The following is a 25,958-nucleotide window of genomic DNA, read 5'->3' as shown; positions in this document are numbered from 1 at the left end:
GACAACGATCGCAATGTCTGCGATCGCAGCGGCTCTTTTAGCTGCTGGGTCTGTGCCTACGCTTGCCCAGGGCACCCTGAACGAGGCCATTGCCGGGCGCGCCAAGTCCGGATCGGGTCAGGATCGCCTTCTCGTTGACGCTAAGGAAATCGTTTACGACAACGACAAGAACACGATCGCCGCCTCCGGCGACGTCCAGATGAACTACCAGGGCCGGACGCTCCAGGCCGACCGGGTCACCTACGACCGGAATACCGGCCGCGTCTTCGCCGAAGGCAATGCCCGCCTGACCGATGCCAGCGGCACCGTCGCCACGGGCGACCGATTCGAGCTGACGGACGACTTCAAGAACGGCTTCATCGATTCCCTGAGGGTGGTCCAGACCACCGTCGAGCAGGGTCGTCCCCTCACGACCCGCTTCTCCGCCCCTCGGGCCGAGCGCGCCGAGGGCGAGACGACGGTCTTCGAGCGCGGCACCTATACCGCCTGCGAACCCTGCAAGGACAACCCGGAACGGCCGCCCCTCTGGCAGGTCAAGGCCGCCAAGATCATTCACAACAATAGCGAACGGACGATCTATTACGAGGATGCGACCCTTGAGCTCCTCGGCATTCCGGTCGCCTACATGCCGTATTTCTGGACGCCTGATCCGACGGTCAAGCGCAAGACCGGGTTCCTGTCGCCCCGTTATGTCTACTCCTCCGCCCTCGGCTACGGCGCCTCCGTGCCGTTCTTCTGGGCGATCGCGCCAAACTACGACCTGACGCTCAACCCGACCTACCTGAGCCGGCAGGGCTTGCTCGCCCAAGCCGAGTGGCGCCACCGGCTCGAGAACGGCGTCTATACCGTCCGGGCCGCCGGCATCTCGCAGCAGGACCCCGAGGCCTTCCTCCCGCCTCCTCACGGGGCCGGAGATCGTGACCTCCGTGGCTCGCTGGAGACGACCGGCCTTTTCTACATCAACCAGAACTGGCGCTGGGGCTGGGATATCGCCCTGCTCTCCGACAAGTGGTTCCTGTCGAATTATAAGATCCGCAGCGAGAGCCTCAGCTCGTACTACATCAAGGAATCGATCTCGACCCTGTATCTCCAGGGACAGGGTGACCGCTCCTACTTCGACATGCGGGGCTATTACTTCCAGACCCTGTCGAGTTCCGACTGGCAGAAGCAGCAGCCCGTCGTCGCCCCTGTTCTGGACTACAACAAGCGCTTCACGCCCTCGACCATCGGCGGCGAGTTTGCCCTCGACGTGAACGTGACTCACCTCTCGCGCGAGGCCGCCCAGTACGATCCGCTTTCCGTCGCCAATACGACCTATTTCGGCGTCGCGCAGACCTGCATCGTCTTCGATCCTGCCGCATGCCTCGTACGGGGCATCAGCGGCTCGACGTCCCGGGCATCCGTCACAGCCTCCTGGCGCCGTGAGTTCGTCGATCCGATCGGCCAAGTCTGGACGCCGTTCGCCTATGTCCGGGCCGACAATTTCTGGATTTCCCCGGATTTCGCCCGGTATCAGAACCCGCAGCTCGCCAACTTCCTCGATACCGGGGACGATTATCTCTTCCGGGCCATGCCGGCCGTCGGCGTCGAGTATCGCTATCCCTTCATCGCCAGCCTGGGAACCTCGGGCAAGCAGGTCCTCGAGCCGATCGCGCAGGTGATCGCCCGTCCGAGTGAGACCCGGATCGGCAGCCTCCCCAACGAGGATGCCCAGAGCCTCGTGTTCGACGACACGTCCCTGTTCGATTGGGACAAGTTCTCCGGCTACGACCGGGTCGAGGGAGGCGTTCGCGCCAATGTCGGCCTCCAGTACACGGTGACGGGCGCAGACGATTTCTACGCCAATGTGCTCTTCGGGCAGTCCTATCAGATCGCCGGGCTCAACTCGTTCCGGGAGCCCGATCTCGCCAATGTCGGCCTGGACTCCGGGCTTGATTCCCGTGCCTCGGATTATGTGGGCCGCTTCCAGATCTCGCCGAATGCGAACTTCGCTTTCGTGACCCGGGCGCGCTTCGACCAGGAGGACTTCGGCCTCAACCGGCTTGAGGCCGGCTTCAGGGCGAACTTCAATCCCTACCTGCCGGTTTCGACCTCGCTGACCTATGCCAATTATGCGGCCCAGCCCGCTATCGGGTTCCCGCTCCGGCGCGAAGGCCTGCTCGGCACGGCCCGGTGGGATGTCTCGCCGAACTGGTACATAACCGGCTCGGTTCTTCTAGATCTCGACCGCTACCTCCTGGCACGCGAGACCTTCCTTACCCAGTACGCGATCAACCCTGAGACGGCCGTTTATAACCGTGAAAACGTCGCCTATGTCAGCGGCATGTCGCTCGGGCTCGGGTATATGGACGAGTGCACCACCTTCTCGCTCAGCTACAGCGTGACACCGCGAGAAGTGGTCCGGAACTCGGGTGAGAAGAACCAGAACCACACCATCGCCTTCACTCTCGAGTTCCGTTCACTCGGCGAAGTGGGCTATACTCAAAACCTCAGCGGCCTTTCCTCGGACGAAGGTGTGTCCGCCCAGTGATTGGGCTTGATAAGCGCTCTCCTCTCCTGCTGACGCAGGGCGATCCAGCCGGGATCGGGCCCGAACTGAGCCTGAGAGCTTGGCTGGAACGAGAGGCGGCGTCCCTTCCGCCTTTCGGAATAGTAGGCGATCCTGGGCATCTGGGTCGTGTCGCGCAGGGATACGGCTGGGACGTCCCCATCGTTCCCGTGGAACCATCCGGTATCCAAGCGACCTTCCCCCGGGCTCTTCCTGTCGTTCCGCTGGACGCTCCGGTTTCCGCCCAGGCAGGACGGCCCGATCCCGCCAACGCTCCATCGGTCATCGCATCCATCGAGACAGCCGTCCGGCTTGTCCGAGCGGGCTCGGCAGCCGCCGTCGTGACGAATCCCATCGCCAAGCACATTCTCTACGAGGCCGGTTTCCGGCATCCCGGTCATACGGAGTTTCTTGCGGCTCTCGCTGCGGGAGGCGGCCCGCAGACCTATCACCCGGTCATGATGCTGTGGAGCGAGCAGCTTGCCGTCGTCCCCGTGACGGTGCATATCCCCCTGTCGGATGTGCCCTCGGCCTTGACCACGGATCTGATCGTCCTCACCGGACGGATCGTCGCCCGGGAGCTGCGGCAGCGTTTCGGCATCGGGAAACCGAGGCTCGCCCTCGCGGGGCTCAATCCTCATGCCGGCGAAAGCGGTGCGATGGGAACGGAGGACGAGGCCGTCATCGTTCCGGCCGTCAACATCCTTCGGGCAGATGGGATCGAGGTGGTGGGCCCCCTGCCGGCGGACACCATGTTCCACGCCCGCGCGCGCAGCCGATACGACGCAGCCCTTGCCATGTATCACGATCAGGCGCTGATCCCGATCAAGACGATCGCCTTCGACGAAGCCGTCAACGTGACGCTCGGGCTTCCTTTCGTGCGGACATCGCCAGATCATGGAACCGCCTTCGACATTGCAGGCAAAGGGATCGCCCGCCCAGACAGCCTCATGGCGGCCCTGAAGCTTGCCGCCCGCCTGGGGAGCCCATGAGCCAGATCGACGATCTTCCCCCTTTGCGCGAGGTCGTGCGCACGCATGGGCTGATGGCCAAGAAGTCGCTCGGTCAGAACTTCCTCTTCGACCTCAATCTTACCAGCCGCATCGCCCGCTCGGCCGGTCCGCTGGAAGACGCCACCGTCATCGAAGTCGGTCCCGGTCCCGGCGGCCTCACTCGTGCCATCCTGGCAGCCGGTGCGAAGAAGGTCATCGCCATCGAGCGCGACAGCCGCTGCCTGCCTGCCCTCGCAGAGATCGCCGATCACTATCCGGGGCGCCTGGAGGTGATCGAAGCCGATGCGCTGGAATTCGATCCGCGCCCGCTGGTCGGTGACAGCCTTGTGCGCATCATCGCCAACCTGCCCTATAATGTCGGCACAGCCCTCCTGACCGGATGGCTCACGGGCGAGGCCTGGCCGCCCTGGTGGGCGTCGCTCACTCTCATGTTCCAGCGCGAGGTTGCCGAACGCATCGTCGCGGACGAAAGCGATCCGAAGAACTACGGCAGGCTCGGCGTTCTCTGCGGCTGGCGGACGGAGGCGCGCATCCTCTTCGACGTTCCCCCCTCAGCCTTCGTGCCGCCGCCGAAGATCACGTCGAGCATCGTGCATCTGACCCCGCGGACCAACCCTCTGCCCTGCCGCATCGGCGCCCTCGAAACCGTCACCCGCGCGGCCTTCGGGCAACGCCGCAAGATGCTGCGCCAAAGCCTGAAGTCCATCGCTCCCGATCCAGCCGCGATCATCGAAGCAGCCGAGCTCGAGGAGACGGCCCGTGCCGAGAATATTCCGGTCGAAGGCTACGTGGCCCTGGCCAATGCTTATGATGAGATGCGAAAGACCTAACGGTGCTGAGCTTCAGATAAGCTTCTTCAGCTGCAAAAGGCCGAATGAGGCCACGGTCCCGGCATCCTGAATCTCTCCATTCAGGATCATTGCCTCCAGGTCCGCAAGAGCGAACGACTTCGTCACGAGGTCCTGCTCCTCCCGCTCTAATCTCGATCTCCCTTGTCTAAGACCCGTAGCCAGAAAAATCCGGAAACTTTGCGAAACGGTGCCGTAGAGAGGAAAGAGGCAACCGATCTCGGTGATCTCTTCGGCAACAAGGCCGGTCTCCTCTTCCAGCTCACCTCTTGCGACATCTGCGGGATGACAGGCGGAGTCCCCCTCCCAGCTGCCTTGAGGGAATTCCCACTGCCTCTGCCCGATGGGATAACGGTATTGTTGAACGAGGTGCACGATTCCATCCTGGATCGGCGCGACGATCACGAAATCCGGCTTGTCGACGAAGCCATAGATGCCTGTTGATCCGTCTCTTCGCCGAACCTTGTCCTCATGAACTCGCATCCAGCGGTTTTCATAAACGGTCCTTCTCCCGATCTTCGTTATATCCGGATCTGCTTCGCTCATACCGACACCGCTTCCACGACCATGAATAGGACAATGTAACCTCGTCGTAGGCGGGAAACCAAGATTGACGTCGGCTCCTTGCGATGTTCGCTCGCCCTCTCGCCATCCCGGCCTATATGAAGCCGCTGAACCGGGCCGGGGGCTGCTCTTCATGAGACCTTAACCGCGCCCTTCCATGATTGATCATCGTGAGCGGTCCCAATCGGCCGTGAGAGGAGAAGGCGGGAATGTCGCAGCCGCGCAAGACGATCGGGCTTCTGTTCGGGGGACGCTCTGCGGAGCATGAGGTCTCGAAACTGTCGGCGGCCAATGTCCTGCGGGCTCTCGATCCCGACCGCTACGACATCATCCCCATCGGCATCGGCCGGGATGGGCGCTGGCTTCTCTGCGACAGCGGCAATGGCGGCGGAAGGGGCGCGCAGGCCCTGGAGATCCCGGAAGGAGCCCCGCAGGTGGCCCTGCTCCCCGGCGGCGCAGGCGAGACGATCGTGCTGAACAGTCACGGATCATCGCGCTCCCTGCGGCTTGATGCGGTCGTGCCGGTGCTCCATGGTCCGAACGGCGAGGACGGGACGGTTCAGGGCTTTCTCGAACTGGCCAATGTTCCCTATGTGGGCTCCGGCGTCATGGGCTCCGCCGCCGGCATGGACAAGGACATTGCCAAGCGACTGCTGCGCGATAGCGGCCTCCCGATTGTACCCTTCCTGACCCTAACCTCGCGCAATCATGCCGATTACGATGCCGCCGTGAACGCGCTCGGCACGACCGATCTCTTCGTCAAGCCTGCCAATATGGGCTCGTCGGTCGGCGTATCCCGCGCATCGTCCGCGGAAGAATTCGACAGGGCCTGCGAGCGCGCCTTCCGGTATGACGGCAAGGTGCTCGTGGAGCGCAGCGTGACGGGAGCACGGGAAATCGAGTGCTCGGTGCTGGAAGATGCCTCGGGCGAGGTCCGCGCCTCCCCGCTGGGCGAGATCCTGCCGGCCGAAACCCACGGATTCTACAGCTACGACGCCAAGTACATCGACGCGGACGGCGCCCTTCTGCGCATCCCGGCGCAGCTCTCGCCGGCCCAGGCTGGCCGCTTCCAGGAGCTTGCGGTCGCGACATTCAAGGCCCTTGCCTGCGAGGGACTGGCCCGCGTCGACTTCTTCCTGGACCCCAGGAACGACGACGGCCTCTTCATCAACGAGGTGAATACCCTGCCGGGCTTCACGGCGATCAGCATGTACCCCAAGCTCTGGGAAGCCGGTGGTCTGCCTCAGAGCGCGCTGATGGACGTGCTGATCGGGCACGCCATTGCCCGTCACGAGCGGCGGAATGCGCTCGCGCTGGTGTAAGGGCGCAACGTTCAGTCGATCTTTTCCGCCAGCAATCCTTCGACGAAATCCGAGAGGCCGACGAGGCGCTCGCGCTTGAGACGCTCGGCTGCCTGAATGGCCTTCAGGCTCTCGAATGACTTGCCGAGATCCTCGTTGACGATCACGTAGTCGTACTCGACCCAGCGCTCCATCTCGACGCGGGCATTGGCGAGGCGCTTGGCGATGACATCGGGCGCATCCTCAGCCCGGCGTTCGAGCCTGGCCTTCAGCTCCTTGAAGCTCGGCGGCAGGACGAAGACCGTCACCACGTCGTCCGGCAGTTTCTGCCGAACCTGGCGGGTGCCCTGATAATCGATGTCGAAGACCATGTCCTGGCCAGAGGCCAGCGTCTTCTCCACGGGCTTGCGCGGCGTGCCGTAGAAGTTGCCGTGCACCTCGGCCCATTCCAGGAGTTCGTCGCGGTCCCGCATCGCCAGGAACTCTTCGACGTCGATGAAATGATAGTGCCGCCCCTCGATCTCTGAGGGACGTTTGGGGCGAGTCGTGACGGAAACGGAGAGCACCCCGGCCCGCTCTTCTACGAGGCTGCGGGTGAGCGTGGTCTTACCGGCGCCGGACGGCGAAGACAGGATGAGGATGAGGCCGCGACGGCCGACCGGAGACTTCGAATCTTGACTCACCGCATCACTCCACATTCTGAACCTGCTCGCGGAATTGTTCGATCACGGCCTTCAATTCAAGCCCGATCCGCGAGAGGGACACGTCATTGGCCTTTGCACACAGGGTATTCGCCTCGCGGCCGAATTCCTGTGCCAGGAAATCGAGCCTTCGGCCGACAGATCCCGCCTCCTGCATCAGGCCCCGGGCGGCATCCACATGGGCGCGCAAACGGTCGAGCTCCTCGCGGATATCGGCTCGCGCGGCGATGAGCACAGCCTCCTGATGCAAGCGAGCCGGATCGAGACTGGCCTTGCCATCGAGCAGCTCGGCAATCTGCGACTCCAGGCGAGTACGAATGGCATCGGGCTGACGAGCCGGCGCCGCTTCGGCTTCGTCGACTAAGCGAGAGATGATGTCGAGCTGCTGGCCGAGAACTGCGGCGAGTGCCTGTCCCTCCTGCAGCCTCACGGCCTTGAGAGATTCGATCAGAGCACCGACCCCTGCCCGCAGGGCCGCCACGAGTTCCTCGTCCTGCAACGGATCGGCGACATCGTCGTCCAATTCGACAACGCCGCGCACGGACAGGAGACCGTCGAGGGAGGCAGGTTTCACGTTGTCCGGAAGCGACAGATCGCCGATCGCCGAGAGCAGCGATTGCAGCACATCCTGGTTCACGCGCAGCTTGGCCGCGGAGGAGGCCTTGCTGAGCGACAGGTTGAGCTGGCCCTGGCCTCGGGTCAGCGCCTTGAGGATCTGCCCTCGCGCTTCCTCGCCGATGGCATCGAGGCCTGACGGTGTCCGGACGCGCACTTCAAGGCCGCGGCCGTTCACCGTCTTGAGCTCCCAGGCCCATTGATAGGAACCGGTGACGCCGGCTTCGCGGGCGAAGCCGGTCATGCTCGCAATGGACATGCGCTAACCTCAAACTGAATGAAAAATCGGCGCGACCATAATGCGCGCCGATCCAAGAGTCGATGATAAGGAGCTTGAACCTGCCTACGCGATTCACGGTTGCCGGAGGGCCGGAACGTTCTTCGGGCTGTTCAGGTCGAAGCTCTTGTTCTTGAGCGGATCCCTTTCGGTTCCCTCGCTGGCATCGAAGCCGCGTCCCGGACGTCCGCCGGACGTCGACTGCGCATTCGCGGAGCCGCGCAGGGCCGGCGTCGCACCAGGAGGCAAGCTCGTCTGATCACCGTCAGGCACCACTCGATCGACATCATCGGCCTCGGGCGTTGGACGGCTCTTCTCGATCTGGCGCCAGCGCGCCACGTTGCGCTGGTGCTGCTCGTACGATTCGGCGAAGGCATGACCTCCGGACCCGTCGGCCACGAAATAGAGATCCTTGGTGCGGGACGGGTTGGCAACGGCTTCGAGCGCGGCGCGTCCCGGATTGGCGATCGGGCCGGGCGGCAGACCTTCGACCACATAGGTATTGTAGGGTGTTGCAGCCTCGATCTCGCTGCGCAGGATGCCACGCCCCAGCGTGCCCTTGCCGCCGACCAATCCGTACACGATCGTCGGGTCGGACTGGAGCTTCATCCGCTTCTGCAGGCGATTGATGAAGACGCCCGCCACACGGGTGCGCTCGTCCGCCCGGCCCGTCTCCTTCTCGACGATGGAGGCCAGGATCACGAGTTCCTGCGGGGACTTGATCGGCAGTTCGTTGGAGCGGCGCTGCCAGATCTGCTCGATGGCCTGGCGCTGGGCCGCCTGCATGGTGCCGATGATCTGCTGACGGGTCGTGCCGCGTTCGAACTTGTAGGTATCGGGCAGGAGCGTTCCCTCGCGCGGCGTTTCCGTCACATCGCCGGTGAGGATCTCATGCTCGTAGAGCCGGGCAACGATCTGCTCGCTGGTCAGTCCTTCGGGGATCGTCACTGCATGCAGGATCGCCTTGCCCTGGATCAGGGTATCGATGGCATCCTCGATGCTGGTGCCAGCCTTGAACTGGAACTCGCCGGCCTTCAGCTGGCCGCGCTGCCGGTTGATATGGGCGTAGACCTGAAACAGCAGCGGCTGATTGATAACACCCTCCTCCTTGAGGATGTTGGCGATCTCGCCGGTGCCGGTGTTCCGAGGAATGACCACCACCTTGTCGCTCTGCAGCGGCCCCTGGGCCGTTACCTCGTGCTGCAGCACGGAGAAGCCGAATATCCCGGCAATCGCCAAGGCGACCAAGAGGGTCAGCAGACCGCTCAGGAGCGACAGCATTCCCCGGCGGCGGCGGCGGAGCTTCGGCGGCGGAGGCGGCGCCATCGACGGCTTGATGGCTTCATTGGGTGACCGGGGGGCGAGACGGGGCTGCGCCGATCCGTGCTCGGATTCGTCTGCAGGAGGGAGAAGGATCTTTTTCTTTCGTCCGAACATCACGCCGCTTTTCTGGTATCGGCCGGCGGTCCTGCCGGTCCGCCGACACCCTAACAGGGATTATGGCGAAAAGCCGTAACAGGCCTCCCGCGCTCAGGATACACGACGAAGAATGAGCGAAGCGTTAGTCCCGCCGAACCCGAAGGAGTTCGAGAGAGCCACGTTGACCTCCTTGCGCTTGGCCTGCTTGGGCACGAGATCGATGGCTGTTTCTACAGACGGATTGTCGAGGTTGATCGTCGGCGGGATGATGCCGTCGCGCATGGCCAGGATCGAGAAGATCGCCTCAACGGCGCCTGCAGCCCCAAGAAGATGGCCGATCGCCGACTTCGTGGAGGACATGGAGAGCTTGCCCGCCGCGTTGCCCACAATGCGCTCGACCGCCTTCAGCTCAAGCTCATCACCGAGCGGCGTCGAGGTCCCATGAGCGTTGACGTAGTCGATCTCGGAAACGTCGATGCCGGCGCGCTTGAGGGCAGCAGCCATGCAACGATAGGCGCCGTCGCCATCCTCGGAGGGCGACGTGATGTGGTAGGCATCGCCCGACAGGCCATAGCCGATGACCTCGGCATAGATCTTGGCGCCACGGGCCTTGGCGTGCTCGTACTCTTCCAGGACGACGACGCCAGCGCCCTCGCCCATGACGAACCCGTCGCGGTCCTTGTCGTACGGACGCGAGGCGCGGGTCGGATCGTCGTTGAAGTTCGTGGACAGGGCGCGGCAGGCGGCAAAGCCCGCGATGGAGAGCCGGTTGATCGGCGATTCCGTCCCACCGGCGACCATCACGTCCGCATCGCCGAGTGCGATGAGGCGGGCGGCATCGCCGATGGCGTGGGAGCCCGTGGAGCAGGCCGTCACGACCGCATGGTTCGGGCCCTTCAGACCATGTTCGATGGACACGTAGCCGCCGGCCAGATTGATGAGCCGGCCCGGGATGAAGAAGGGAGAAATGCGGCGGGGGCCACGCTCGATCAGAGTGGCGGAAGCCTCGTAGATGCCACCGATGCCGCCGATGCCGGAGCCGATCAGCACGCCGGTCGCGCATTGATCCTCATAGGATTTGGGCTCCCAGCCGGAATCCCGCAGCGCCATGGTGGACGCGGCCATCGCATAGACGATGAAGGGGTCGACCTTCCGCTGCTCCTTCGGCTCCATCCATTCATCGGCATTGAAGGTGCCGTTGGAACCGTCGCCGCGCGGGATCTGGCAGGCGATCTGGCAGGCGAGATCATCGACCTTGAAATCCGTAATCTTGCCGGCACCGCTCTGCCCTTCGACAAGGCGGGACCATGTGGCGTCGACGCCGCTTCCCAGCGGAGTGACCATGCCAAGACCTGTGACAACTACCCGGCGCATGAATTCCTGCCCTATCGATTCATAAAATTCGGGCGTCGGATGAGTCACCCGACGCCCTTTACCAGCCTTTTTAGGCTGCGTTCTTCTCGAGGAAGCGGATGGCGTCGCCGACCGTCACGATGGTCTCAGCCGCGTCGTCCGGGATCTCGACGTTGAACTCTTCCTCGAACGCCATCACCAGCTCGACCGTATCTAGGCTGTCGGCGCCCAGGTCGTCGATGAAGTTGGCGTTGTCGGTCACCTTGTCGGCTTCGACGCCGAGGTGCTCGACAACAATCTTCTTCACGCGATCAGCGACGTCACTCATCGTTTTTTCCTCAGTGGCTGCCGCCTCAGGAATTGGGCGGATTAAGAAATCAAATTAGATCAGCTGTTCAGCTGACAACGCTGAAACGGCTACCCTGCGCCGTGCAAAGCCGCATTTTTAAGCGCCGGTCAACCCCTTTGACCTGATCAGGATCATGCTTAACACAAGCTTATCCTGTCTGGCGAGGGGTGAACGGCACCTGCAAACAGATTCCGGAACGGGCGATAAGTTCCTTTAGAACATAGCCATTCCACCATTTACGTGCAGGGTTTGGCCCGTCACGTAGGCGGCCTCAGCGGAGGCTAGATAAACAACCGAAGAGGCGATCTCATCCCCTTGGCCCAGCCTTCCCATAGGGATGGTTCCAAGGATTCCCTCGCGCTGCTTTTCGTTCAGCACGTCGGTCATGGGAGACTCGATGAAGCCAGGAGCAACAAGATTTACAGTGATATTACGGCTCGCAACCTCTGCCGCGAGCGCCTTGGTCATGCCGATCAGGCCCGCCTTCGAGGCGGCATAGTTGCCCTGCCCCGGGTTGCCGGTCGAACCCACGACCGAGCCGATATTGACGATGCGGCCGTAGCGGCGGCGCATCATGCCCTTCACGGCCGCCCGCGACAGGCGAAAGGAGGCGGTCAGGTTGACGGCGATAACCGTATCCCACTCCTCGTCCTTCATGCGCATGAAGAGGTTGTCCTTGGTCACGCCCGCGTTGTTGACCAGGATGTCGAGCCCATCCATGGCCGCCTCGGCCGCCGGAACGAGGGCTTCGACCGAGTCCTTGTCCGCCAGGTTCGCCTCGACGACATGGACCCGCTCGCCCAGGGACGAGGCCAGTTCGTCGAGGGCAGAGCGCCGGGTGCCGGACAGGGTCACGGTTGCACCCTGGGCGTGAAGGGCGCGGGCTATGGCGCCGCCGATGCCGCCCGTGGCGCCGGTGACGAGAGCCTTGCGGCCGGTGAGATCGAACATGCAGGGCTCCTTATGCGTTCAGGGAAGCTTTGAAGGCGGCGACATCCTCAGGGGTCCCGATGGCCGTAGCCATGGCCCCGGCGGCGATGCGCTTCACGAGTCCGGTCAGGACCTTGCCCGACCCGACTTCGTAAAATGAATCGACCCCTTGGGCGGCCATAGCGGCCACGCTTTCCCGCCAGCGGACCGTGCCCGTGACCTGGCGGACGAGGGCGTCCCGGATCGCCGCCGGGTCGGTGATGGGGGCGGCTTCCACATTCGCCACGACCGGAACCGCGGGAGCATTCACCGTCACGCCGGCCAGGGCCTCGCGCATGGCGTCGGCCGCCGGCTGCATGAGAGCGCAATGGAAGGGGGCAGACACGGCCAGCATCACGGCGCGCTTGGCGCCCTTTGTCTGGGCAATCGCCACGGCCCGTTCCACGGCAGCCTTATGGCCGGAAACGACCACCTGGGCCCCGCCATTGTCGTTGGCTGCGTCGCAGACCTCGCCCTGTGCCGCCTCGCGGGCGACCTCGAGAGCCGTGTCGTATTCCAGGCCGAGAAGCGCTGCCATGGCACCTTGCCCTACCGGAACGGCGTTTTGCATGGCATTGCCGCGAATCCGGAGCAGGCGGGCCGTGTCGGAGATCGAGAGGCTGCCGGCTGCGGCGAGCGCCGAATATTCGCCCAGCGAGTGTCCGGCCACGAAGGCAGCGTGCTTCTTCAGGTCGAGACCGGCCTCGGCCTCCAGGACACGGACCGCCGCCAGGCTCACGGCCATCAGGGCGGGCTGCGTGTTGGCCGTGAGGGTCAGCTCCTCTGCCGGGCCTTCCCACATGATCGTGGAGAGCTTCTGGGAGAGAGCCTCGTCCACCTCGTCAAAAACGGCCTTGGCCTGCGGAAAGGCGTCGGCCAGGGCTTTGCCCATGCCGACGGCCTGGCTTCCCTGGCCGGGAAAAATGAATGCGCGCTTCATCGGGAGCGGACCCCTTCCTTGATAGAATCCGCGCGGGACTCGCACCGAGACGCCGAGGAGTCAAGGCGCAGAGCCGCTGTTCGGCCCTTGGCCTGTTCATCAGATAAGACGCCGCCAGCCGGTCAGAAGGCTCCTGTCGACGCCGCCTGGCCGGACGCGGAGCATGGCCAGAAACCAGGCGATGGAATGCCCTGGCGCAAACCGCCCTCTGAGTAAGCTTGTCAACGCGCACCTGAACTTACATGACAACAGCCCAGCTTGTAGCGGCGGAGACCGGGAACGGGCGTGTCCGGGCGCACGTCCGGTTAAGTCCCTGCCGGAGAACGCTTCCTCTTGTTTTCTTGGCCCAACCGGTGTATCCGGTCCCCCTTCCGATATTCTCATGACTGAAGAAGGAGCCCCGCATGGCTCGCGTGACCGTCGAAGACTGCATCGACAAGGTCGACAACCGGTTTGAGCTCGTTCTGCTGGCAAGCCACCGGGCCCGCCTCATTTCGTCGGGTTCCCCGCTGACGATCGATCGCGATCGCGACAAGAATCCCGTCGTGGCGCTGCGCGAGATCGCCGACGAGACGATCGCTCCCGATGACCTGAAGGAGCAGCTCATCCACTCGATGCAGAAATACGTCGAGGTGGACGAGCCGGAGGCCGAGGCCGTCCCTATGCTCAGCAACACGGCTGCCGCCCCCTCGAACGGCGGCGACAACGATGCGGACGTCCAGTTCGACCGCATGAGCGAAGAAGACCTGCTTCGCGGCCTGGAGGGTCTCGTTCCCCCGAGCAGCAGCGCGGACGACGACGACCGCGAATAAGCTTTCGAGACGTTTTCAAAAGCCCGGCTCAGCGCCGGGCTTTTTTGTTGGCCGGCTTAACCACGCCCCCGCATAGGTGCCCTGCGGCAAGCTATTCGGCTTGCGGTTGGAAGATGTTGTACAATATCTTCGATAGCTTCGTGATTTCAGCCAGATAACAGGACCGAAGGGAACCACGGCCGCATGATGCGCCAGTACGAACTTGTCGAGAGGGTCAAGCGTTACAACCCCTCGGCCAATGAGGCGCTTCTCAACCGCGCTTACGTGTATGCCATGATGGCCCATGGCAACCAGAAGCGCGCATCCGGCGACCTGTTCTTCGGCCATCCCCTCGAAGTCGCGGCCATCCTCACGGATCTGAAGCTCGACGACGCCACCATCGCGGCGGCGGTTCTCCACGACACGGTCGAGGACACCCAGGCGACCCTTGAGGAGATCAACAAGACCTTCGGGCCGCAGATCGGCGCTCTCGTCGACGGGCTGACCAAGATCAAGAGGCTCGATCTCGTCTCGAAACGGGCCGCCCAGGGTGAGAACTTCCGCAAGCTCCTCCTGGCCATCGCGGACGACGTTCGGGTGCTGCTCGTCAAGCTTGCCGACCGCCTGCACAACATGCGCACGCTCCAGTTCATGCCGGCGGAGAAGCGCAAGCGTATCGCGGAGGAGACCCTCGACATCTACGCGCCCCTCGCCGGACGCATGGGTATCCAGGAGATGCGCGAGGAGCTGGAGGAACTGGCGTTCCAGAACCTCGACCCGGAGGCCTACGAGGCCATCAAGCGCCACCTGCACGAGCTGTCCGCCAAGAACGAGAAGCTCGTCGAGGAGATCGAACGCACGCTGACGACCAAATTGCGCGCGCAGGGTATCGAGGCGACGGTGTCGGGACGTCAGAAGCGGCCCTATTCCATCTGGCGCAAGATGGAACGGAAGTCCGTCTCATTCGAGCAATTGTCCGATATCTTCGCCTTCCGGATCATCGTGGGCACCATCGACGAGTGCTACAGGGCACTCGGCGTCGTCCATACCAGCTGGCCGATGGTTCCGGGGCGCTACAAGGATTACATCTCGACACCCAAGCAGAACGACTACCGGTCGATCCACACCACGGTGATCGGTCCCGGCAGCCAGCGCGTCGAGCTTCAGATTCGCACCGAGGACATGGACGAGGTGGCGGAGTACGGCATCGCAGCCCACGCCCTCTACAAGGAAGGCGTCAACGACAACTCGCGCCTCGCCACGGAAAGCCGTGCCTATCAATGGCTGCGCCGAACCATCGACCTCCTGGCCGAGGGTGACAATCCGGAGGAGTTCCTCGAGCATACGAAGCTCGAACTCTTCCACGATCAGGTCTTCTGCTTCACGCCCAAGGGGCGCCTGATCGCCCTGCCGCGCGGCGCAACGCCCATCGACTTCGCCTATGCGGTGCATACCGACGTGGGCAATACCGCCGTCGGCTGCAAGATCAACGGCCGCATGTCGCCGCTCCTGACAGAACTGCAGAACGGCGATGAGGTGGAGATCGTCCGCGCCGAGGGACAGACGCCGCCGGCGGCCTGGGAATCGCTCGTGGTCACCGGCAAGGCCCGCGCCTCGATCCGCCGCGCCACCCGCGCGGCCGTGCGCCGGCAATATACCGGCCTCGGCCACCAGATCCTCGAACGCGCCTTCGAACGGGCCAACCGCCCCTTCTCCGACGAGAAGCTGAAAGGCGCCCTGCCCCGCCTGGCCCGGGTATCCGTGGAAGACGTCCTGGCGGCCGTAGGCCGGGGCGAGATGTTCTCCGGCGACGTGGTGCGGGCCGTCTACCCCGATTACCTGGACGAGCGCCGTGCCGGTCCCGACGGCAAAGGCGGTGGACAACCCGACGGCGCAGGCAAGAAGGTCGCGAGCGAGCATCCGGGCGGCATTCCGATCCGCGGCCTCAACAGGGACATGCCGATCCGATTCGCCCCGGAAGGCGGCGCCGTGCCGGGAGACCGCATCGTCGGCATTCTCACCCCCGGCGAAGGGGTCACGATCTACCCGATCCAGTCCCCGTCGCTGGCAGCCTTCGACAACGAGCCGGACCGGTGGATCGACGTTCGCTGGGACCTGGAGTCAGGATCCGCGCAGCGCTTCCCGGCGCGCATCAAGCTGCAATCGATCAATGAGCCCGGTTCGCTCGCGCAGATCACCCAGGTGATCGCCGATCATGACGGCAACATCGACAATGTCTCCATGAAGCGGCGCACCCAGGACTTCACCGATGTGACCATCGACCTGACGGTATGGGACCTGAAACACCTCAACGCCATCATCGCGGAGCTGCGCGCCAAGCGCGTGGTGAGCCGCGTCGACCGTGTCACGGGTTAGAGGTCATGTCAGACAAGCCCCGCATCGCCGTCATCATGGATGAGAATACAAGTGTCGACGGCACACGGTATGACATGACGAAAGCATATTTCGTCGCGATCCAGCGTGCAGGCGGCCTACCCTTTGGCATCCCCTATATTCAGGAGATGATCGAACCGGTCATCGACGAGTTCGATGGCTTCCTGAGTGTCGGCGGTCGCTTCGCCTTTCCCGATTCCTGGTATGTGGACGGGCAAGTTTCCGATTCACCGCCGTCGGATCGCTTGGAGATCGAGATCGCGCTGATGCGCGGCTTTCTGGAACGGGACAAGCCGGTTCTCGGCATATGCAACGGCATGCAGGTCCTCGCGGCCCTTCACGGCTGTCGCCTGTCTCCGGATGTGCGCTCGCTGGGAAGCGGTGTCATGGAGCACGACAAACGTGGTTTCCTTCATCCTGTCGCGATCAAGCAGGGTACCTTTCTCGCGCGCATCCTCGGACAGCCCGAGATCACCGTGAACACCTTCCATCGCGAAGCAGTGGTGGAGATATCGGCTCGAGCGGTGGCGAGTGCCCATGCTGGGGATGGGATCATCGAAGCCATTGAGATTCCGACCCGGAGCTTCGCCGTCGGCGTCCAATGGCACCAGGAATTGTTTGCCGCGCAGGATCATCCCGGCAATAGGCTCTTCAAGGCTTTCGTGGATGCAACGGGGATGAACTGAGGCGCACACGAACGCCCTCCCGTCACTGTGACGTCGTCACGATATGCGTCGAGGCCCATATTGCCGCTTGTGTCCGGTTCTTCGCTTTCAGTTTCCGCAGGATCGCCTTGACGTGAACTTTGACGGTGGCCTCGGAGATATCCAGCATACGGGCGATGACTTTGTTCGATGCGCCTTCTGCCAGACATTCAAGAACGGCGATTTCGCGGGCGGACAGCGTACGTCCGTTATTCCGAGCGAAGGCCGCCGGCCCACGGAGCTGGGTCAGGATGGTCGCTAGAAAAACCGTCTCGTCCAGCATGACGAGATCCAGCACCTTGACGAGAGCCTCATGTGAGGTCGATTTCATGAGACAAGCTGCGGCTCCCGCCTCGAATATGGTCAGCATCTGCTTGAGGTCGTATCGCTCGACAAGCATGACGACCCTTATGGACGGATTATACTCTTTAAGGGCTCGGACCTGTTCGCATGCCTCAACGGGATTGCTGACCGAATCGAGGATCAGAAGAAGCGCATCGTCTTTCGCTTCCAGACTGAGGCGCACCTCATCAAGACTTGCAGCAGCCACTGCCGGATAATACGCCGTCTCGGCTAGAAGCCGCTTCAATCCTTCACGGAAGAGGCCATTCTGGTCGACCACGATCGTCTCGATCTGACGAGTGCTCGCTTTGTCTCTGGTGGTTAAGTCGCCCCTTTCGTCCATCTGGCGGATCTCGGCATTGCCTTTGGCAACATCCCTACAGACCTCAGCGTCCCCGATTGCGACCTTTCCGACAGGCCAAGAATTGGTTATGTCAAAAGAATTCATCCGCACAGATGATTTATCATCCGATCTAGCGGCTGTAACTTTCATGTCAGACCCTCATAAGCCACAGTAAATACACAGATGCGCATAGTTTCCATAATCTATATTGTTAGACTACACATCTGATGTATTTTTGTACGACAGCTTCTCGCCAAATCATTTTTTAGAGACGATCAGCAATTCACTCTATACATAACCGACATGTATCGGCTTCATGGCGTCTTATAGATGGAACGTCATAATGTTTTTCAAGTGTGATTTAACACATCACCCAAAATTGCCGCGGACGCTTTTTAATTTCATTGCCCGAAAAATATACTTGCTCGAATGCCCTTGCCTCGCACCAATCCACCTGCCAAACAGCCCCCAGCAGGAGATCCGATGTCATGACCCAGAATGAAGTTCTCGACGAATTCCGCTCCGCGGGAGCGCTGCTGGAGGGGCACTTCATTCTCTCGTCGGGCCTGCACAGCCCTGTCTTCCTGCAGAAGATGTTCGTGTTCCAGGATCCGGCGCGCACCGAGCGGGTCTGCCGGGCGCTGGCCGAGAAGATCAAGGAAACCTTTGGGGTTGTCGACTACGTGGTCTCTCCCGCGGTCGGCGGCATCGTCCCCGGCTACGAGACGGCCCGGCATCTCGGATGCAAGGCGATCTTCGTCGAGCGCGAGAATGGGGTTTTCGTTCTGCGCCGCGGCTTCACGATTCCCGAAGGAGCCCGGGTCGTCATGGTGGAAGACATCGTCACGACCGGCCTCTCCTCCCGGGAATGCCTGACCGCCCTCCGGGAGCATCCCGGCACGATTCTCGGCGCCGCCTGCCTCATCGACCGGTCCGGCGGCAAGGCGGATCTCGGCGTTCCATTGGTGTCCCTGGTTCAGCTGGACATTCCGGCCTATGCTCCGGACCAAATTCCTGCCGATCTGGCCGCTCTTCCGGCCACCAAGCCGGGCAGCCGCAGCCTTAAGTCATAAAAGCTGTTTAATTGTCACACAAAGGCTTGACTGCCTTGGTTCCGCCAACTTGACTCTTGGAATTTGCACGCCATTAAGTATTTTACTTTGTGGGTTTTACTCGTCCGAAGGGTTAATAGCAGCCTGAACGAAGGCGCGTCGTGATTTTATCGCGCAATTTTATTGCTAGCGTAAATAATGGATGCCGCTTGTATAGTAAAGGTTGTTATGCCGCTCCGGCAGACACGAATAGAGAATACTTATGTCAGGCCAGCAGCGGATTGCGCTCTTCATTGACGGCGCCAACCTATACGCTACCACTAAAACACTCGGTTTCGATATCGATTACAAGCGCTTGCTGAAGGAGTTCCAAGGCCGAGGCGTTCTGGTTCGGGCTTTTTACTATACCGCGCTTGTAGAAGATCAGGAATATTCTTCCATCCGTCCCCTGATCGACTGGCTCGACTACAATGGCTATCGGGTGGTCACGAAGCCGACGAAGGAATTCGTCGATTCCGCCGGTCGCCGAAAAGTGAAGGGCAACATGGATATCGAGCTCGCTATCGATGCGCTCGAGCTGGCCCCTTACATCGACCACATGGTCCTGTTCTCCGGCGACGGTGATTTCCGGTCCCTGGTTGAGGCCATGCAGCGCCGCGGCGTTCGGGTTTCGGTTGTCTCGACGGTCACCACCCAGCCGCCGATGGTGGCCGACGAACTGCGCCGTCAGGCCGACGAATTCCTCGACCTGTCGCAGCTCGCCTCCCGCATCGGGCGCGACCCCTCGGACCGCCAGCAGCGCACCGCGAGCGAGGGTGGCGAGCGCTCGCGCCCGCAGCAGCCCCGGAACGGCGCCCTGGAGAGCCGCTACGGCATCCGACAGGCGCCGGACGACGAATTCGACATTTAAAATATTAGACCATCGAAGAGATGCAAATGGCCGGGCCCGCCCCGGCCATTTGCATTTAAAGCGAACTTTCCTCTACGTCACAATCCAGACTGAGAGACCCGGCCGTGTTGCTGACCGTCGCAAGGCACAGATCCGTCCGGTCGGCGGGAATCGAGACGGCGAACCGGGTCACGTAAAGTCCGCCTTCGGCATCAGGGAGCTTGCGGGCTTCGAGGCGCACGATATTGGCCTCGTATTGCTTGAAAACTTCCGAGAGGCGCGCCACGAGACCGAGCTGATCACCGCCGCTGATGGCAATGCGGTGTGTGATCTGACCGGCAGGGCCCGGGCTCGGATCGAAAGCATAGGGGACGGCCCGGACCTCAGCCCCCTCCAGCTCAGGCAGCTGCTTCAGTCCGGCCTCAATGTCGGCGGCCGTCAGATCCGTGGGAAGTTCGCAAAGGGCGACGAATTCGGCGCCCGTTCCCAGAGCCGCGAAGGTCGTGTCCCGCAGGTTCACGCCCACGTCGAACAAGTGCTCGGCAATCGCCGCCACGAGACCGACCCGATCGGGCCCAAGAACCGACACCAGAGCAACGGACGCCATTCTTCCCTCCCTACCAACGCGCGAGAAGGTAGCGCAGGCTGACGGAACGTCAGCCCTTATCGCGCATCAGACGCGCCTTCTCCCGGTTCCAGGAGCGCTCCTTCTCCGTCTCGCGCTTGTCGTGCAGCTTCTTGCCTCGCCCGAGGCCGAGCTCCACCTTGGCCCGCCCGCGATCGTTGAAATAGATCTTGAGCGGAATCACGGTGAAGCCCTCCCGCTGCGTGGCGCCGATCAGCTTGTCGATCTGGCGCTTGTGCAGCAGCAGGCGGCGCGGGCGTTTCGTCTCGTGGTTGAAACGGTTCGCTTGAAGGTATTCAGGGATATAGGCGTTGAAGAGGAAGAACTCCTCGCCCGAGGGTCCGGCATAGGCCTCGCCGATGGTCGCCTTTCCCTGACGGAGGGATTTCACTTCCGTACCGGTCAGGGCGATCCCCGCCTCGTAGGTGTCGAGGATCTCATAATTGAACCGCGCTTTCCTGTTGTCGGCAACGACGCGGTTGGCACTCTTTGTATCTTTTGCCATGAGCTCTTTAGGTGTTGATCAGCCCCGCGTGGACCATGGCCGAGCGGACTGCCTGCTTGGCATTCTCGGAGGCGGGCACCAGCGGCAGGCGCACCGTGTCCTCCATGAGGCCGAGCAGCGACGCAGCGTATTTCACGGGGGTTGGATTCGTTTCGATGAACAGGTTGGTGTGCAGGGGCATGAGGCGATCCTGCACTTTCAGGGCCGAAGCGTAGTCGCCCTTCAGGCAGGCGCTCTGCATCTCCGCGCAAAGCCGGGGCGCGACATTCGACGTCACCGAAATGCAGCCATGACCGCCGTGGGCCATGAAGCCGAGGGCGGTTGCATCCTCACCGGACAGCTGGATGAAGTCGGGTCCCAGCACCTGCCGCTGAAGGCTCGCACGGGCCATGTTGGCGGTTGCGTCCTTCACGCCGGCGATGTTCTTCAACTCGTAGAGCCGCGCCATCGTCTCCACCGACATGTCGATGATCGAGCGGCCGGGGATGTTGTAGATGAAGATCGGAATGCCGATGGCGTCATTGATGGCCTTGAAATGCTGATAGAGGCCTTCCTGCGTCGGCTTGTTGTAATAGGGCGTGACGATCAGCACCGCGTCCGCGCCGACCTTTTCCGCATGCTTGGAGAAGGCTACCGCCTCCGCCGTGCTGTTGGAGCCCGCGCCCGCGATCACGGGCACCCTGCCCTTCGTCTCCTGGACGCAGATCTCGACGACCCGCTCATGCTCCGCATGGCTGAGCGTGGGGCTCTCGCCCGTCGTTCCCACGGGAACGAGGCCGCTCGTGCCCTCCTGGATTTGCCAGTTGATGAAGGACCGGAACGCCGCCTCATCCACAGCTCCATCCTTGAAGGGAGTCACCAGAGCCGTGATGGAGCCTTTGAATTGGGTCATGGGGTATCCTCGAAATGGGCGCCGGGCCTTCTCTTGGGCCACAAGGGTTTAGACATAGGGGGTGCGGCGCATGCGCGCAAACATTCGTTCGGGGAGTTGTCCTAGCTCGGCTCTTAGTGTTTCCTCAAGAGAAACGTCGTCACAATAAGATAAAAGGCGGCAGCAAGGGGGTAGCGGGTGAGCCTCAACATGCGTCCTTTCATATGTCTTGTGACATCCGTCGCGCTTGTTCAATTGTCCGCTCTCACCGTTTACGCAGCCGAGGCCCCTCCCGACCCACCGCCGGCGGCCCAGCCCACTTCGCTGGAAAACTTCGTACCGCCCGCGCCGATCCCGGGAGACCTGGATCACCTGCCCTCAATCTTCAAGGCCTACAGAGACAACGATCCGACCGAGGCTCAGATCCTCAAGACGAAACTCTCCCAGCCAGCCGCTCAGGCGTTGGTCGACTGGTTCGCGATCCGCAGCGGGTTCACCACGGGCCTCGATCGCATCGTCGCCTTCCAGAAGGACTATCCGGAATGGCCGGTATCCAGCCAGCTCCGTCGACGGAGCGAAGATGCCCTGCTGGCCGAACGCAGGTCTTCCGCCCAGATCCGCGCCTTTTTCGCCAAGCAACCTCCTGGAACGCCTGCGGGCCGGATCGCCCTTGCCTTCGCGCTCCAGACGGACGGCCTCGTGCAGGAGGCGAACGACAAGATCCGGCACATCTGGCGGGAGGACAATTTCGGCCCTGACATGGAGCGCCGCATCCTCGACCGCTTTCCCGATGTCCTTGCGAAAGCCGACCATCGCTTCCGCATGGAGAGACTTCTCCTGAAGGAGAACTGGGGCGGAGCCCAGCGCGCCGCCTCCTATGCGGGTAAGGATTTAGAGTTGCTCGCCAAGGCCCGGCTGGCCATTTTCCAGGGCAAGAAGAAGGCCGAGAAAGCCTTCGCGGCCGTGCCGGCCTCCTTAAGAAGCGACCCGTCCTACCTGTTCTCGAAGGCGCTGCTTCAGCGCCGGAGCAACAATCTGGAGGAAGCCGCCGGGATCATCATGCAGGCACCGCGGGATCCCGATCTGCGCGTCGACGGCGATGAATGGTGGGCCGAACAGCGCCTGATCACCCGGGCCCTGCTGGACAAGGGCAATCCCAAGCTGGCTTATGAGGTGGCGAGTCATCACGCAGCGGAATCGCCGGTGCAGCAGATCGAGGCGGAGTTTCACGCAGGATGGATCGCGCTCCGTTTCCTGAATGATCCGGCAACAGCCTCCAGGCACTTTGCAACGGTCGCCCAGACGGCCTCGACGCCGATCTCCATTTCCCGCGTCGCCTACTGGCAGGGACGCGCAGCGGAGGCCGCCGGTCAGGGACAGGACGCCAAGATATTCTATCAACGCGCGGCGGACCAGCCGACGACCTATTACGGCCAATTGGCCCAGGCTAAACTGGGCCGGGCCATTTCGCTCCGCAAAGTCGATCCGCTCTCCGAGGAGGAGCGCAGGGCGTTCGACGCCCTTGTTCCGGTCCAGGCGGTGAAACTGCTGCAGCAGATCGGCGAGCAGGACCTTGCCCTCAGCCTTTACACCGATCTCGCCCAGTCCTTGAGCGATCCGGGGCAGCTCGATGCCCTGGCCGACCTCGCTACGTCCCAGCAGAATCCCCGTGCCGTGCTCGCCATCGGCAAGACCGCCCTGCAGCGCGGCTTCCCGCTCGATCAGCATGCTTATCCGCTTGCTGCCATTCCCGATTTCCAGCCGGTGGGCGACGAGGTGGAACCGGCGATGGTCTACGCCATCGCCCGGCAGGAAAGCGCTTTCAATCCGCGCGCCGTATCGAGTGCGGGCGCGCGCGGCCTCATGCAGCTCATGCCGGCGACCGCGAAGCGAACCGCGCAGAGGTTCGGCGTTGGCTTCGATCTGAACCGGTTGACCGACGACCCATCCTACAACGCGAAGATCGGTTCGGCTCACCTGGGTGAGCTCATGGAAGACTGGAAAGGCTCCTACATCCTCGCTTTCGCCTCCTACAATGCAGGCGGCGGCAACGTGATCAAATGGGTGAGAACCTATGGCGACCCTCGCAATCCCGAGGTCGACGAGGTCGACTGGGTGGAGCGGATCCCGTTTTACGAGACGCGCAACTACGTCCAGCGCGTGCTGGAGAATTTGCGGGTCTACCGGCAGCGCCTGAACGGCAAGCCCACTCCTGTCGTCCCGGCGACGGCGGATGCGACAAGCACCAATTGATGATGCAGGATGCACCTGACTGGAATCATATAGCCGGGCCGAAATGAGCTATTCCTATCGCGACCTGTTCGTATCCGCCGCCGACGGATTGCGTCTCTACGCCCGCGACTATGCTCCCGAAGCCCGCGATGCTTTGCCCGTCATAGGCCTGCCCGGACTTGCCAGGACGTCTGCGGACTTTCACGACCTGGCGCAAGCACTCAGCCAGGCCCCTGTCCGACCACGCCGGTTCGTATCACTGGACTATCGCGGGCGCGGGCGATCCCACTGGGACCAGGATTGGCGCAACTACGACGTCAAGCTCGAGGTGAGCGACACCCTGCAGGTTCTGGCCGCAGCAGGGATCGAAAAGGCGATCTTCGTCGGCACGTCCCGCGGCGGCTTGATCACGATGGCTCTCGGCGCGGCCCGTCCCGACCTCATGGCCGGTGCAATCCTGAACGATGTCGGCCCGGTTCTTGAAGCCGATGGGCTGAAGCGGATCCGAAGCTATATCGGCAAGCAGCCCACGCCCCGAACCATCGAGGAGGCCGTCGACATCCTGCGGCGTCAATCCGAGATCCAGTTCCCCCGTTACACGAATGAACAATGGGAGAAGATGGCACGAGGGACATGGCATGAGAGCGCGGACGGGTACGTACTCAATTATGATCCCCGTTTGATGAAGACACTCGAGGGGCTCGATCTCGAAGCGCCATTGCCGGATCTGTGGCCTCTCTTCGAAGCCATGAAGCCGTTCCCTGTTCTGGCCATCCGCGGCGGCAATTCCGATCTGTTGACGGCAGCGACCCTGCAGATGATGAAGGAACGGCATCCGGACCTCACGCCGGTCACAATCCCTGACCAAGGCCATGCGCCTTCCCTCGAAGGCGATCTCATCCAGGTCATCAAGGACTTCATCGCCAGGATCGATCCTCGAGACTGACAGGGATCGCCTTTAGATTAAAAGGTCCAAAAATCCTCCTCTTCGCGAGAGCGGTTTTGCCTGCTCGGCCCGCAGATGCTTTGACAGGAACATCGAATTCACCCCGCCGGTGGTTTACCGACGGAATGGCGAGTGCGTTGGAATCTTCCCAAAACGGAAAAACCCCGGTGTTGCCACCGGGGTTCTCCTATCCAATCTGGATTGACCGATTAGAAGTCGCGCTGAACGCGGATACGGCCTTCCCAAATGTCCTGGTTCACGTTGGACGGAACCGTACCACGCGGGTCGATGTTGGCGTAGAGAACTTCGACGCCGAGATCCAGGCCAGCCACCGGCGACCAGATCACGTTCGTGCCAGCGCGCCACTCGGTGAACTCGGCGCCGACGCCGATCGTGCCAACCGGGAAGGCGAGCGGGGCAGCGTTGTCATACTCGACGCGAGCCCACGAACCGAACACGTTCTGGCGGATGGTCGGGGTCCAGTAGTGACGCAGACCACCAGCGATCGACCAGCCCTGGCCGGTGTGGATGTCGCCATCCGCGCCGATGTAAGCATCGACAACCGACTCGCGGATCGAGCCGACGGTGACCGACGAACCGAAGCCGAGGTAGCCGAGAGCGCCGTCAGCATAGGACACGGCAAGCCAAGCGGCATCGCCAGCGCCGAGAGCCGGCAGGTTCAGAGAGCCCTGGAACGACACCGACCAGCCGAGTTCGCTGTCCGGATAATCGAAGACGCCGGGAGCGAGGATGGGAGCAACGGGAACCAGGTTGTCGCTACGCAGCTGGTGCAGAGCACCGGAGATCTGAGCCGTACCCCAGGTGCCGGCGTACTTCAGGTTACCGACCAGGTCAGGATAGGTCTGACCGGCTTCGAGGAACACCGGCGTCGTGCCGATGCTGGTGCCGGTGAAGCGGCCTTCTTCAGCCGAGATCGTGGCCGAGAAGCCGTTGCCGAACGAGAAGGTGTAGGCGAACAGGTTCACCGTCGGAGCGTCCGAGAAGCGGAGCGTGCCGAAGTGGCCGGTGGGCAGGTCGCTGTTGTCGTAGAACGACACGGTACGACCGGCGGTGAGGCCGCCGAACTGCACGAAGGCCTGGTCGACGTTAGCCGTCGTGGAGCTGAAGCCGTAGACGCCGGTATCGCGGGTCATCTCGAAGCGCACGAAGGTGCGGAGCAGACCGTAGGCGGTGGCGGTACGAGCGTCGAGCTGGATGCGGCCACGAGCACGGAAGCCGATGGCATCATCCGAACGATCTTGCGGCTCGACATAGCGGAATTCGGCGCGAACACGGCCGCCGACGCGGAGGCAGGTTTCGGTGCCGGGGATGTAGAAGAAGCCTGCGCCGTAGGTGGAGCAGACGCG

At 62.5% G+C, this 25,958-nt stretch carries 24 protein-coding genes; 11 read left to right on the top strand and 13 right to left on the bottom strand.

The annotated features are described in order from the left end of the window. Nucleotides 1–13 precede the first annotated feature (13 nt). Genes DDF70_RS15010 through rsmA form a run of 3 tightly spaced genes read left to right on the top strand, consistent with a single transcriptional unit; the run spans nt 14 to nt 4,391 of the window. Complete coding sequence (locus DDF70_RS15010; protein WP_245435500.1) at nt 14–2,530, top strand: LPS-assembly protein LptD; 2,517 nt, start codon at nt 14–16, stop codon at nt 2,528–2,530. After that, a complete protein-coding gene (gene pdxA / locus DDF70_RS15005) occupies nt 2,527–3,540 on the top strand; it encodes a 4-hydroxythreonine-4-phosphate dehydrogenase PdxA (protein WP_170316079.1) in 1,014 nt (337 codons plus the stop codon). The genes DDF70_RS15010 and pdxA overlap by 4 nt, the downstream gene beginning before the upstream one ends. Continuing rightward, a complete protein-coding gene (gene rsmA, locus DDF70_RS15000) occupies nt 3,537–4,391 on the top strand; it encodes a 16S rRNA (adenine(1518)-N(6)/adenine(1519)-N(6))-dimethyltransferase RsmA (protein WP_114945669.1) in 855 nt (284 codons plus the stop codon). The genes pdxA and rsmA overlap by 4 nt, the downstream gene beginning before the upstream one ends. A gap of 12 nt (nt 4,392–4,403) precedes the next feature. On the opposite strand, the gene DDF70_RS14995 is transcribed toward rsmA, so the two are convergent. Continuing rightward, the gene (locus DDF70_RS14995) at nt 4,404–4,955 is read right to left on the bottom strand and encodes an NUDIX domain-containing protein (protein ID WP_245435499.1); all 552 of its coding nucleotides are present in this window, start codon (nt 4,953–4,955) and stop codon (nt 4,404–4,406) included. Nucleotides 4,956–5,182: 227 nt separating this feature from the next. On the opposite strand from DDF70_RS14995, the gene DDF70_RS14990 reads away from it, so the two are divergent. Then, nucleotides 5,183–6,295 (top strand): D-alanine--D-alanine ligase family protein, encoded by a 1,113-nt coding sequence (locus DDF70_RS14990; RefSeq protein ID WP_114945668.1) that lies wholly within the window; start codon nt 5,183–5,185, stop codon nt 6,293–6,295. Nucleotides 6,296–6,306: 11 nt separating this feature from the next. On the opposite strand, the gene gmk is transcribed toward DDF70_RS14990, so the two are convergent. The 7 genes from gmk to fabD form a co-directional block, all read right to left on the bottom strand. Further along, nucleotides 6,307–6,972: a guanylate kinase gene (gene gmk, locus DDF70_RS14985; RefSeq protein ID WP_114945667.1), complete on the bottom strand. Its 666-nt coding sequence runs from the start codon at nt 6,970–6,972 to the stop codon at nt 6,307–6,309. After that, a complete protein-coding gene (locus tag DDF70_RS14980; RefSeq protein ID WP_114945666.1) occupies nt 6,962–7,849 on the bottom strand; it encodes a YicC/YloC family endoribonuclease in 888 nt (295 codons plus the stop codon). Before DDF70_RS14980 ends, gmk begins: the two co-directional genes overlap by 11 nt. Nucleotides 7,850–7,942: 93 nt before the next feature. Next, the gene (gene mltG / locus DDF70_RS14975; RefSeq protein WP_114945665.1) at nt 7,943–9,304 is read right to left on the bottom strand and encodes an endolytic transglycosylase MltG; all 1,362 of its coding nucleotides are present in this window, start codon (nt 9,302–9,304) and stop codon (nt 7,943–7,945) included. A 93-nt stretch (nt 9,305–9,397) separates the two neighbouring features. Continuing rightward, complete coding sequence (gene fabF / locus DDF70_RS14970; RefSeq protein WP_114945664.1) at nt 9,398–10,660, bottom strand: beta-ketoacyl-ACP synthase II; 1,263 nt, start codon at nt 10,658–10,660, stop codon at nt 9,398–9,400. A gap of 70 nt (nt 10,661–10,730) precedes the next feature. After that, nucleotides 10,731–10,967: an acyl carrier protein gene (locus DDF70_RS14965; protein ID WP_009764365.1), complete on the bottom strand. Its 237-nt coding sequence runs from the start codon at nt 10,965–10,967 to the stop codon at nt 10,731–10,733. A 234-nt stretch (nt 10,968–11,201) separates the two neighbouring features. Beyond that, on the bottom strand, nt 11,202–11,939 hold the full coding sequence (fabG, locus tag DDF70_RS14960; protein WP_114945663.1) for a 3-oxoacyl-[acyl-carrier-protein] reductase: 738 nt from the start codon (nt 11,937–11,939) through the stop codon (nt 11,202–11,204). 10 nt (nt 11,940–11,949) lie between these two features. Further along, nucleotides 11,950–12,897 carry an ACP S-malonyltransferase gene (gene fabD / locus DDF70_RS14955; RefSeq protein WP_114945662.1) on the bottom strand — a complete coding sequence of 316 codons (948 nt, stop codon included), beginning with the start codon at nt 12,895–12,897 and terminating at the stop codon, nt 11,950–11,952. Nucleotides 12,898–13,301: 404 nt separating this feature from the next. Between fabD and rpoZ the strand changes: the two genes are divergently transcribed. The 3 genes from rpoZ (at nt 13,302) to DDF70_RS14940 (ending at nt 16,768) form a co-directional block, all read left to right on the top strand. Then, entirely contained in the window at nt 13,302–13,709 is a 408-nt protein-coding gene (rpoZ, locus tag DDF70_RS14950; RefSeq protein ID WP_114945661.1) for a DNA-directed RNA polymerase subunit omega, read from the top strand. 183 nt (nt 13,710–13,892) lie between these two features. Continuing rightward, nucleotides 13,893–16,064, top strand: coding sequence for a RelA/SpoT family protein (locus tag DDF70_RS14945; RefSeq protein ID WP_114945660.1), 2,172 nt, complete (start codon nt 13,893–13,895; stop codon nt 16,062–16,064). 5 nt (nt 16,065–16,069) lie between these two features. Continuing rightward, a complete protein-coding gene (locus DDF70_RS14940) occupies nt 16,070–16,768 on the top strand; it encodes a gamma-glutamyl-gamma-aminobutyrate hydrolase family protein (RefSeq protein WP_114945659.1) in 699 nt (232 codons plus the stop codon). 22 nt (nt 16,769–16,790) lie between these two features. Here the strand turns inward: DDF70_RS14940 and DDF70_RS38030 are convergent, their stop codons facing one another. Then, a complete protein-coding gene (locus DDF70_RS38030) occupies nt 16,791–17,621 on the bottom strand; it encodes a LuxR C-terminal-related transcriptional regulator (protein ID WP_114945658.1) in 831 nt (276 codons plus the stop codon). Nucleotides 17,622–17,959: 338 nt separating this feature from the next. Here DDF70_RS38030 and pyrE point away from each other — a divergent pair, with 338 nt between their 5' ends. Together pyrE and DDF70_RS14925 are read left to right on the top strand one after the other, a co-directional pair. After that, nucleotides 17,960–18,544: an orotate phosphoribosyltransferase gene (gene pyrE / locus DDF70_RS14930; RefSeq protein ID WP_114945657.1), complete on the top strand. Its 585-nt coding sequence runs from the start codon at nt 17,960–17,962 to the stop codon at nt 18,542–18,544. 241 nt (nt 18,545–18,785) lie between these two features. After that, nucleotides 18,786–19,433, top strand: coding sequence for a LabA-like NYN domain-containing protein (locus DDF70_RS14925; protein ID WP_114945656.1), 648 nt, complete (start codon nt 18,786–18,788; stop codon nt 19,431–19,433). 55 nt (nt 19,434–19,488) lie between these two features. Here DDF70_RS14925 and DDF70_RS14920 read toward each other — a convergent pair whose 3' ends face one another. The 3 genes from DDF70_RS14920 to dapA are packed head-to-tail and all read right to left on the bottom strand — an operon-like array spanning nt 19,489 to nt 21,434. Then, on the bottom strand, nt 19,489–20,019 hold the full coding sequence (locus DDF70_RS14920) for a glycine cleavage system transcriptional repressor (protein ID WP_114945655.1): 531 nt from the start codon (nt 20,017–20,019) through the stop codon (nt 19,489–19,491). 49 nt (nt 20,020–20,068) lie between these two features. Then, the gene (gene smpB / locus DDF70_RS14915; RefSeq protein ID WP_114945654.1) at nt 20,069–20,542 is read right to left on the bottom strand and encodes an SsrA-binding protein SmpB; all 474 of its coding nucleotides are present in this window, start codon (nt 20,540–20,542) and stop codon (nt 20,069–20,071) included. Nucleotides 20,543–20,549: 7 nt separating this feature from the next. Further along, entirely contained in the window at nt 20,550–21,434 is an 885-nt protein-coding gene (gene dapA, locus DDF70_RS14910; protein ID WP_114945653.1) for a 4-hydroxy-tetrahydrodipicolinate synthase, read from the bottom strand. 189 nt (nt 21,435–21,623) lie between these two features. On the opposite strand from dapA, the gene DDF70_RS14905 reads away from it, so the two are divergent. Both DDF70_RS14905 and DDF70_RS14900 read left to right on the top strand, forming a co-directional pair. Further along, nucleotides 21,624–23,666, top strand: coding sequence for a lytic transglycosylase domain-containing protein (locus DDF70_RS14905; protein WP_114945652.1), 2,043 nt, complete (start codon nt 21,624–21,626; stop codon nt 23,664–23,666). 43 nt (nt 23,667–23,709) lie between these two features. After that, entirely contained in the window at nt 23,710–24,591 is an 882-nt protein-coding gene (locus DDF70_RS14900; protein WP_114945651.1) for an alpha/beta fold hydrolase, read from the top strand. 209 nt (nt 24,592–24,800) lie between these two features. On the opposite strand, the gene DDF70_RS14895 is transcribed toward DDF70_RS14900, so the two are convergent. Continuing rightward, nucleotides 24,801–25,958: porin (locus tag DDF70_RS14895; RefSeq protein ID WP_162820419.1), on the bottom strand; the 1,158-nt coding region annotated here is incomplete at its 5' end.

The organism is Microvirga calopogonii (assembly GCF_003347665.1).
GTDB classification, from domain to species: Bacteria; Pseudomonadota; Alphaproteobacteria; order Rhizobiales; family Beijerinckiaceae; genus Microvirga; species Microvirga calopogonii.
Note: the sequence above shows the minus strand (reverse complement) of the source record. Positions and strands in the feature narration are given on the sequence as shown.

Excerpts from the sequence above, each read along its gene's own strand:
- DDF70_RS15010 (WP_245435500.1), top strand. The coding sequence starts at position 14 with ATGTCTGCGATCGCAGCGGCTCTTTTAGCTGCTGGGTCTGTGCCTACG.
- gmk (WP_114945667.1), bottom strand. The coding sequence starts at position 6,972 with ATGTGGAGTGATGCGGTGAGTCAAGATTCGAAGTCTCCGGTCGGCCGT.
- pyrE (WP_114945657.1), top strand. The coding sequence starts at position 17,960 with ATGACCCAGAATGAAGTTCTCGACGAATTCCGCTCCGCGGGAGCGCTG.
- rpoZ (WP_114945661.1), top strand. The coding sequence starts at position 13,302 with ATGGCTCGCGTGACCGTCGAAGACTGCATCGACAAGGTCGACAACCGG.
- DDF70_RS14990 (WP_114945668.1), top strand. The coding sequence starts at position 5,183 with ATGTCGCAGCCGCGCAAGACGATCGGGCTTCTGTTCGGGGGACGCTCT.
- DDF70_RS14920 (WP_114945655.1), bottom strand. The coding sequence starts at position 20,019 with ATGGCGTCCGTTGCTCTGGTGTCGGTTCTTGGGCCCGATCGGGTCGGT.
- fabD (WP_114945662.1), bottom strand. The coding sequence starts at position 12,897 with ATGAAGCGCGCATTCATTTTTCCCGGCCAGGGAAGCCAGGCCGTCGGC.
- fabF (WP_114945664.1), bottom strand. The coding sequence starts at position 10,660 with ATGCGCCGGGTAGTTGTCACAGGTCTTGGCATGGTCACTCCGCTGGGA.
- DDF70_RS38030 (WP_114945658.1), bottom strand. The coding sequence starts at position 17,621 with ATGAAAGTTACAGCCGCTAGATCGGATGATAAATCATCTGTGCGGATG.
- DDF70_RS14980 (WP_114945666.1), bottom strand. The coding sequence starts at position 7,849 with ATGTCCATTGCGAGCATGACCGGCTTCGCCCGCGAAGCCGGCGTCACC.
- DDF70_RS14995 (WP_245435499.1), bottom strand. The coding sequence starts at position 4,955 with ATGAGCGAAGCAGATCCGGATATAACGAAGATCGGGAGAAGGACCGTT.
- DDF70_RS14940 (WP_114945659.1), top strand. The coding sequence starts at position 16,070 with ATGTCAGACAAGCCCCGCATCGCCGTCATCATGGATGAGAATACAAGT.
- DDF70_RS14965 (WP_009764365.1), bottom strand. The coding sequence starts at position 10,967 with ATGAGTGACGTCGCTGATCGCGTGAAGAAGATTGTTGTCGAGCACCTC.
- mltG (WP_114945665.1), bottom strand. The coding sequence starts at position 9,304 with ATGTTCGGACGAAAGAAAAAGATCCTTCTCCCTCCTGCAGACGAATCC.
- rsmA (WP_114945669.1), top strand. The coding sequence starts at position 3,537 with ATGAGCCAGATCGACGATCTTCCCCCTTTGCGCGAGGTCGTGCGCACG.
- DDF70_RS14905 (WP_114945652.1), top strand. The coding sequence starts at position 21,624 with ATGCGTCCTTTCATATGTCTTGTGACATCCGTCGCGCTTGTTCAATTG.
- dapA (WP_114945653.1), bottom strand. The coding sequence starts at position 21,434 with ATGACCCAATTCAAAGGCTCCATCACGGCTCTGGTGACTCCCTTCAAG.
- smpB (WP_114945654.1), bottom strand. The coding sequence starts at position 20,542 with ATGGCAAAAGATACAAAGAGTGCCAACCGCGTCGTTGCCGACAACAGG.
- fabG (WP_114945663.1), bottom strand. The coding sequence starts at position 11,939 with ATGTTCGATCTCACCGGCCGCAAGGCTCTCGTCACCGGCGCCACGGGC.
- DDF70_RS14925 (WP_114945656.1), top strand. The coding sequence starts at position 18,786 with ATGTCAGGCCAGCAGCGGATTGCGCTCTTCATTGACGGCGCCAACCTA.
- DDF70_RS14900 (WP_114945651.1), top strand. The coding sequence starts at position 23,710 with ATGAGCTATTCCTATCGCGACCTGTTCGTATCCGCCGCCGACGGATTG.
- DDF70_RS14945 (WP_114945660.1), top strand. The coding sequence starts at position 13,893 with ATGATGCGCCAGTACGAACTTGTCGAGAGGGTCAAGCGTTACAACCCC.